The organism is Magnetococcales bacterium, assembly GCA_015232395.1.
GTDB lineage: Bacteria > Pseudomonadota > Magnetococcia > Magnetococcales > JADFZT01 > JADFZT01.
In genome coordinates this window covers 1-7116 of the sequence record JADFZT010000128.1, presented here as the reverse complement: position 1 = coordinate 7116, position 7116 = coordinate 1, and the positions used below count along the sequence as shown (strand labels likewise).

At 54.0% G+C, this 7116-nt stretch carries 4 protein-coding genes; all 4 read left to right on the top strand.

What is annotated here, in order from left to right; genetic code table 11:
• Nucleotides 1-405: 405 nt before the first annotated feature.
• Nucleotides 406-891: a metallophosphoesterase gene (locus HQL52_19405; GenBank protein ID MBF0371609.1), complete on the top strand. Its 486-nt coding sequence runs from the start codon at nt 406-408 to the stop codon at nt 889-891.
• 34 nt (nt 892-925) lie between these two features.
• Complete coding sequence (locus tag HQL52_19400; protein MBF0371608.1) at nt 926-3037, top strand: EAL domain-containing protein; 2112 nt, start codon at nt 926-928, stop codon at nt 3035-3037.
• A gap of 297 nt (nt 3038-3334) precedes the next feature.
• A complete protein-coding gene (locus HQL52_19395; protein MBF0371607.1) occupies nt 3335-4834 on the top strand; it encodes an HD domain-containing protein in 1500 nt (499 codons plus the stop codon).
• Between the two features lie 209 nt (nt 4835-5043).
• Nucleotides 5044-6627, top strand: coding sequence for an SUMF1/EgtB/PvdO family nonheme iron enzyme (locus HQL52_19390; protein ID MBF0371606.1), 1584 nt, complete (start codon nt 5044-5046; stop codon nt 6625-6627).
• Nucleotides 6628-7116: the final 489 nt, after the last annotated feature.

Here is a 7116-nt window from a genome sequence, read left to right as displayed (position 1 = left end):
CTCGGAATGTCTCAGCGGCATAGCTTAGAACCGATGGATTTCCAGGCTTCTTCCGCTGACTTTGACGAGTCCCTGGCTATGGGTGAGCCTGTATTGTTATTAGGAATCTGATTATTTGGGAATCTGACTATTTCATCCCAGCGGCTTGGATGGATTGATCCGTTCGCCATGTTGGCCTGATTCCTGAATTGTTACAAACTGTTGCTGTTTGTTTTTGGGGATTGTTTTTTCTTTATTCTGAAATATCAACAGAGTAAGGCGGAGCCTGCCCTCTTGGCTTCGCATTGGGTGCAATCACTGGGGCGGTTGGTGTCAGGTTATATTGACTGTTTTCCATTTTTTTTGACTTACGATGGTTTTTTTTGACTTGGTCGGTAACCACTAGAAGCAAACGGTGATGCCATTATGAAGATTGGTTTGATTTCCGATACCCACGATCATCTCCAACACATTCGCCTGGCTGCCGGGATTTTCAAGGAGCGGGGGGTGGATCTGGTGATTCATGCTGGAGATTTTTGTAGCCCCCCTGCCGCTCTGGCCCTGGAAGGTTTGCCGGTGGCAGCGGTTTTTGGCAACAACGACGGCGAAAAGCTCGGCATGGCCAAAATGTTCCAGCGGATCGAAGGTCGCTTGGAGGGAGATTTTTTGGAGGTGGAGAGCGAAGCCGGGCCGGTAGCGGTCTATCACGGCACGGTTGCTGCCATTTTGGAGTCGTTGATTCAGTGTGGAAAATATCGGGCTGTTGTTTCAGGACACACCCACAAGCCGGTGAATGAGCAGGTGGGTAAGACCCTGGTGTTGAACCCCGGCTCTGCCCACGGTTTTGGTGGTGCGGCCACGGTGATGGTGGTGGACCTGGTTTCGGGAGCCGCCGAGTTGATTGAACTGTAACGGGTGAGATCACCCCGCAACGGATAGAAGTCCCATGGATGCATTGGCGCAAAAGCCCCTTTTTTTTGTTGTGGATGACGACGCGGTCACGCGCCTGATGCTCTCCCGTTTTTTGGAAAAACTGGGGTATGCCACCCGCAACCTGGAAGAGGGCGCCCAGGCCCTGGCGGCTTTTGAAGAAGAGCGCCCGGACATGGTGCTGATGGATGCCAAAATGCCGGTGATGGACGGCTTTGAGGCGTGCACCCGGATGAAGGAGCATCCCCGGGGAAAGCAGATTCCGGTCATCATGATCACCGGTCTGCATGACGACGAATCCGTGGATCGGGCCTACAAGGCGGGGGCGGCGGATTTTATCACCAAGCCCATCCACTGGGCGATCCTGCGCAACCGGGTAAAATATCTCCTCAAGGTGATTCAGGGGGAGCGGGAGCACCATCTGGCTGCGAGCGTTTTCGCCAGCACCACCGAAGGGATTGTGGTGACCGACAAGGGGGCCATCATTCAATCGGTCAACCCCGCTTTTTGTAAAATCACCGGTTATACCCAGGAAGAAGCAGTCGGGCAGGGGATGAACATCCTCAAATCGGGCCGCCACGACGACGGATTTTATGAGGCGCTTTGGGACTCTCTCCGAGAGAGCAACAAATGGCAGGGAGAGATCTGGAATCGGCGCAAAAACGGCGAGGTCTATCCCCAGTGGGCCAACATCAGTGCCATTCGGGGGCCAGACGGCGAGACGCGGAATTTTGTCACTGTTTTTTCCGACCTCACCTCCATTCGGGAATCCCAGGAAAATCTCCTCTACATCACCGGCCACGACACCCTGACCGATCTGCCCAACCGGCTGCTTTTTCACGAACGCCTCTCCCACACCCTGGTAGAGGCCAAGTGGCAGGATACCCGGGTGGCGGTGTTGCTGCTGGATCTGGATCGCTTCAAGGTGATCAACGACACCATGGGGCACGATACTGGAGATACGCTTTTGGTCCAGGTGGGGCAGCGCCTCAAGGAAAATCTCCCCGGCAACGCCACCCTGGCCCGGATGGGTGGGGATGAGTTTGGGGTGATTTTGCCCAAGGTGGTCAGCTCCATGAAAGTGGCCCACGTCGCCCAAGCTGTTCTGGATGTGCTCACCAAGGGCTTCGAAGTGGATGGCATGGAGCTTTTTGTCGGGGCCTCCATCGGCATCGGGCTTTTTCCCCAGGATGGTGATGATGTCAAGACCCTGGTCAAAAATACCGACGCGGCGATGTATCACGCCAAGGAGCAGGGGCGGAACAACTTCCAGTTTTATACCTCGGAGCTGAATACTTCGTCGCTAGCCCGGATGCTCCTGGAGAGTGAGCTGCGCAACGCCCTGGAAAAAGAGGATTTTCTGCTTTTTTATCAGCCCCAGATGGATCTGAATACCAGGGTGCTTTCCGGGGTGGAGGCGTTGATTCGCTGGAACAGCCCCAAAAACGGCATGATCTCCCCCGGGCAGTTTATCCCCCTGGCCGAGGAGACGGGCCTGATCATTCCCATGGGCCAATGGGCTTTGCGTACTGCCTGCCGCCATGCGGTAAAGTGGCAGGCTGAGGGGCTTCCCCCCATTCGGGTCTCGGTCAATCTTTCCGGCATTCAGTTTCGCCAGCCCGATTTTACCAAGCTCGTGACCGATACCTTGGAGGAGACCGGTTTGGAGCCGGGGCTTTTGGAGCTGGAGTTGACCGAAAGCATCGCCATGGGGGATGTGGAGGAGACCCTGGCCAAGCTCAATACGCTTTCCAAAGCGGGGGTGCGGCTGGCCATTGATGATTTTGGCACCGGGTTTTCGTCCCTCAGCTATCTCAAGCGTTTTCCCATCGACACCCTCAAGGTGGATCAATCCTTTGTCCGTAACTGCACCACGGATTCCGATGATGCCGCCATCATTCATGCTTTTATTGGGCTCGCCCACAGCTTGGGCTTGACGGTGATTGCCGAGGGGGTGGAGACCATGGACCAGCTACAGCTGTTGAAGGATCAGCTCTGTAACGAGATCCAGGGATATTATTATGAACGTCCCCTGCCGGAAGAGGAATTTTTAAGCCGAATGAAGCAAAAGCAGCAGGCGGATGCCCAAGCTGACAGCCAATCTGCTTCAGAACCCTTCAGATTTTAATTTTTTCCGATTCGGACGCTTCTGAACCCGGATCGTTCTTTTGTTGGTTTCCTGCCGATTTTCAGTATCCTTTTCTCTTCACCCTGCCAGTGTGTTATCAAACGATTCTTGCCTGATTTGACAGCCCTCATGCAGGCGATTGGCAAGGGCTCTGACGGCATGCTGTTTGCATGAAGAAACTTCTTTTGATATCAATGTGATATATTGACAGCGATAGAGGGGCGTGGATGGCGTTGCCATCGGTTTTTAAAATAGCCTGAAGCAGTCCTGTCATCCCACCATTCGGAGCCCTGTACCATGGGGAAAAATATCGAAGACGATCTCTCCTCAATCCATCAACTGGAAGAGGGGGAATATCTGGTTACCGACCCGAAGCTCCTGGCGAATATGGCCTTGAGCCGCTCCATCAAGTCGGGCTCTGTCAATCTGGTCACCTCCGGAACCCGCATTACTCCGGACCTGATCCAGCGTTTGCAGGAAAAGGGGATCGAGACCATTCAGGCCGAGCCCCGGGTGGAGAACCTGGTAGCGGACGCCTCCAACCAGCTGGGTGAGGTGTTTGTTCGAACCCGGGAGCAGTTTATCTCCGAGGGAATCCGCACCACCCGGGATGCCATCAAAGCGCTGAAAGAGGTGGGGCGCATCCAGGATGCCGGGATTCAGGAGGGGATGTTTGGTTTTGTAAAGGATATTGTCCACAACTTATCGGACTTTGCCGCCGAAGGCATCCGCTCCCTGAAAAATCACGACCAGAACACCACTCTGCACAGTGTTGAGGTCTCCCTGATGTCCATGCAGCTGGCTCAGGAGTTGGGGTGGAGCCGAGAGCGGATGATTCAGGCAGGGCTTGGGGGAATGGTCCACGATGTGGGCAAGGCAGGTATCTCCCAGGATCTGCTCTCCTGCCCGGATGTCTATACCGACGAGCAGTGGGAGGAGATGCAGACCCACGCTTTGATCGGTTATCTGATTCTTTCCAACAGCGAAAAAATAGTCGATATTTCAGCCTTTTGCGCAGGCACCCACCACGAGCGATTTAACAAGCGGGGCCGGGCCAGGGGGTATGGCATCCTCTCCAACTTTGCCGATCAGGTGGAGCGGGTGATGGATCTTGATTATGACCGCGATGATAAGGCCACCTCGGAAGTGGTGGCTATCTCTGACGTCCATTCAGCCCTGGGTGAGGCCCGCTCCTACAAAACCCGCAAGCTGCCGGTGGAAATCGCCATCATCATGAATTTGGAGGCCAAGCACGGCAAGTTCAACCCCGCTTTCTATCGGGCCTGGTATGAGATGTATAAACGCAAATATCCCATGCTGCTGCAAAAGGGACACTGCTTTCCGCTGCCTTCCACCAAGCGGCGGGAGTTGGCCAAGCGAACCAATCGGGATGGGGGGCGGATTGTCTTGCCGGTGACGGAGCTGCGCCTGACCTTTGAGGAGCTGACCAAGGTGGGTCTCATCCCGAAACTGATGGCCAGCGGTTATAAGGTCTCCAGCCTCAAACGGCGGGATGGCATCACCCTCCACGAACTGCGCAAGCGTCGTGTGGCCGGGATACCGGATGATTTTCAACAGTACGGCATCCAGATTGAAAAAGAGGTGCACTACAGCCTGGTGGTGGTGGAGGTGATGGAGCGCGCCCAGGGTCGATTTATTCTGCTCAAGGATGGCGACACCATTCCCGACCTGCGCCAGGCCATCCGCAACGGCTCCCTGGATCCCATCCAGCAAAAGCTTTTGGGGCATACCAACATTGAGCTGGACTTTTCCAAAGAGGTCCACTGCCCGGTTTGAGTGGGGGCTCTCTTTTCTTGCCTGCTCTTCAGTTTACCGAACTTCCCATAAATAATCAGGGTGTGGGTTGGATGTCGCACCACGTGTATTCTTTGGCTGGATCCTAAATGGGATGCATACACCAGACGACCCTCTGGAACCGGAATCGCCCATATCGGGTCCATAAGAGTGTATAACTCTCTTTTTAAAATGAATGCTTTGGGGGGATCATGATTTATCTGCGTTTGCCGACTTTTTTTCACACTTTTTTATCCATCCGCCATATCCAAATCGCAGCCCTTGTCCTGACGCTGAGTGCGGGGCAGGTGTGGGCCTTTACCGATGTGACCAGTGACCATTGGGCCTATGACGATATTTCGACCCTGGCCAGCACGTCGATCACCAGCGGCTGTGATTCGGAAAACTATTGCCCGGACAACACTTTGCAACGCTCGGAAATGGCCATTTTTCTGCTGCGGGCCATCGAAGGGTCGGACTATGCACCCCCTACGGCTAGCGGTACGGTGTTTGATGATGTCTCATCGGACTACTGGGCGGGGAGTTTTGTCGAGGAGTTTGCAGATCGAGGGATCACCAGCGGCTGTGATGGCAGCAACTATTGCCCCAGCCGGGAGATCACCCGGGCGGAGATGGCGATTTTTCTGGTGAGGAGCAAGTATGGCACGGACTATTCCCCCTCGGCGGCGACAGGAACGGTTTACGGGGATATCGCTTCGGATTATTGGGCCGGGGCCTATATCGAACAGTTGGCCAGTGATGGCTACCTGGACGGCACCATCGAGCCGGGGCGTGAATGTGACGGGGAGGGCTATTTTTGTCCGAGTTTGACCATCAATCGGGCGGAAATGGCGGTTTTTTTGGTACAGACTTTTGGCTTGGGAGAGAGCGATAGCGGCTCTACCGATGCCACCCTGCCCGGCAATGTTACCCTGGTGGATATCCCTGGGGGTACGTTTACCATGGGAGGCAATACCACCGCAGGCGATGCCTCTGAGGTGAGTGTGACTCTTTCCGATTTTGCCATTTCCGAAAAGGAGATCACCAACGCCCAATATCTCCAATTTTTGAATGCAGCGCTTCAGGCGGGCTGGGTGGCGGTGGAGCTGCAACAGGTGAACGATCCGTGTGGTTCCTATAGCGAATATATGGTGGTCGGTGCGGGAGATGCTCCCAACTCCGGGGAGGTGTTTTTGCAGCTTGGGGAGACTGGCGGCTGCACCAGCGATGGCTATGAGGAGCATATCGATAACAAAAGCTGGATCGCCTACAGCACCACGGACAATACCTTTGAGCTGCTGGATAATTCCAAATCGGACTGGCCCATCAACTGGGTCAAGTGGTATGGGGCGTATGCCTTTGCCGAATTTTACGGGGTGAGCCTGCCCACCGAGGCCCAATGGGAATATGCCGCAAGAGGCGGGCAGCAGCTGGAATATCCCACCGATGACGGCACCCTGGACAGCACCAAGGCCAACTATAACGGCGATACCCCCGGTGTGCACAACGAGGAAGGCCATTCCCTGTCGGTAGGCTCCTATGCGGCCAATCCGTATGGTCTTTACGATATGGGGGGCAATGTCTGGGAGTGGTGCCAGGACTATTATGACGCTGATTTTTATGCCGAAGGGGCGTTGGATCCTCTCAACACCACGCCGGGAGCGGATCTATTGCGCGTGAGGCGCGGCGGCTCCTGGAACTACCATGCTGCCACTCTCCTCACCTACGCCAGAGCCTCAGACTATCCCAACGTTGGCAACAACCACTTCGGCTTTCGCATCGCAGAAAACGAATAGGTTTCGATTTTTGGCAACAAAGAAAAAGCCTTGGAGGGCTCTTCCCGCCAAGGCTTTTTTGTCTCTTTTTGTCGCCAATTTGGCTGCCATGTTTACAAAAGTATAATTGTCTGGTAGAATAAGACGTTTATTAGTTTGAATAGCTTTTTTTGTTCGGTAGGGTTTTCCAGGTTGGCTGTCAGGCTTTTGGCCTTATGGCAGGCAAAAAATTCAGCTATGCAGTAAGAGACTGAGAAATTCGTTTCAGGCGTAGTGGTGAGTCAGAAACAATTGTACAAGTGCAATTTTGAGGTTAAAACAAATAATGAAAGTAAAAATAAAAGAAGGCTCTGTATGCATCAGGCTTCCAGAGAAAATCACCCTCCGCTTTCCAAACGAATTTCGTCTGGTTTATGTCGATAACCCGCCAAACTGTAACTATTCAGCACCCTGCCGCAAATAAGACTTGACAGCCTTTTTGGTCTGAAAATGTTTTGCTGACTTCGTAGA

Bases quoted from the DNA above. Each gene is read 5' to 3' on its own strand.
- HQL52_19405 (MBF0371609.1), top strand. From the start codon at position 406: ATGAAGATTGGTTTGATTTCCGATACCCACGATCATCTCCAACACATT.
- HQL52_19400 (MBF0371608.1), top strand. From the start codon at position 926: ATGGATGCATTGGCGCAAAAGCCCCTTTTTTTTGTTGTGGATGACGAC.
- HQL52_19395 (MBF0371607.1), top strand. From the start codon at position 3,335: ATGGGGAAAAATATCGAAGACGATCTCTCCTCAATCCATCAACTGGAA.
- HQL52_19390 (MBF0371606.1), top strand. From the start codon at position 5,044: ATGATTTATCTGCGTTTGCCGACTTTTTTTCACACTTTTTTATCCATC.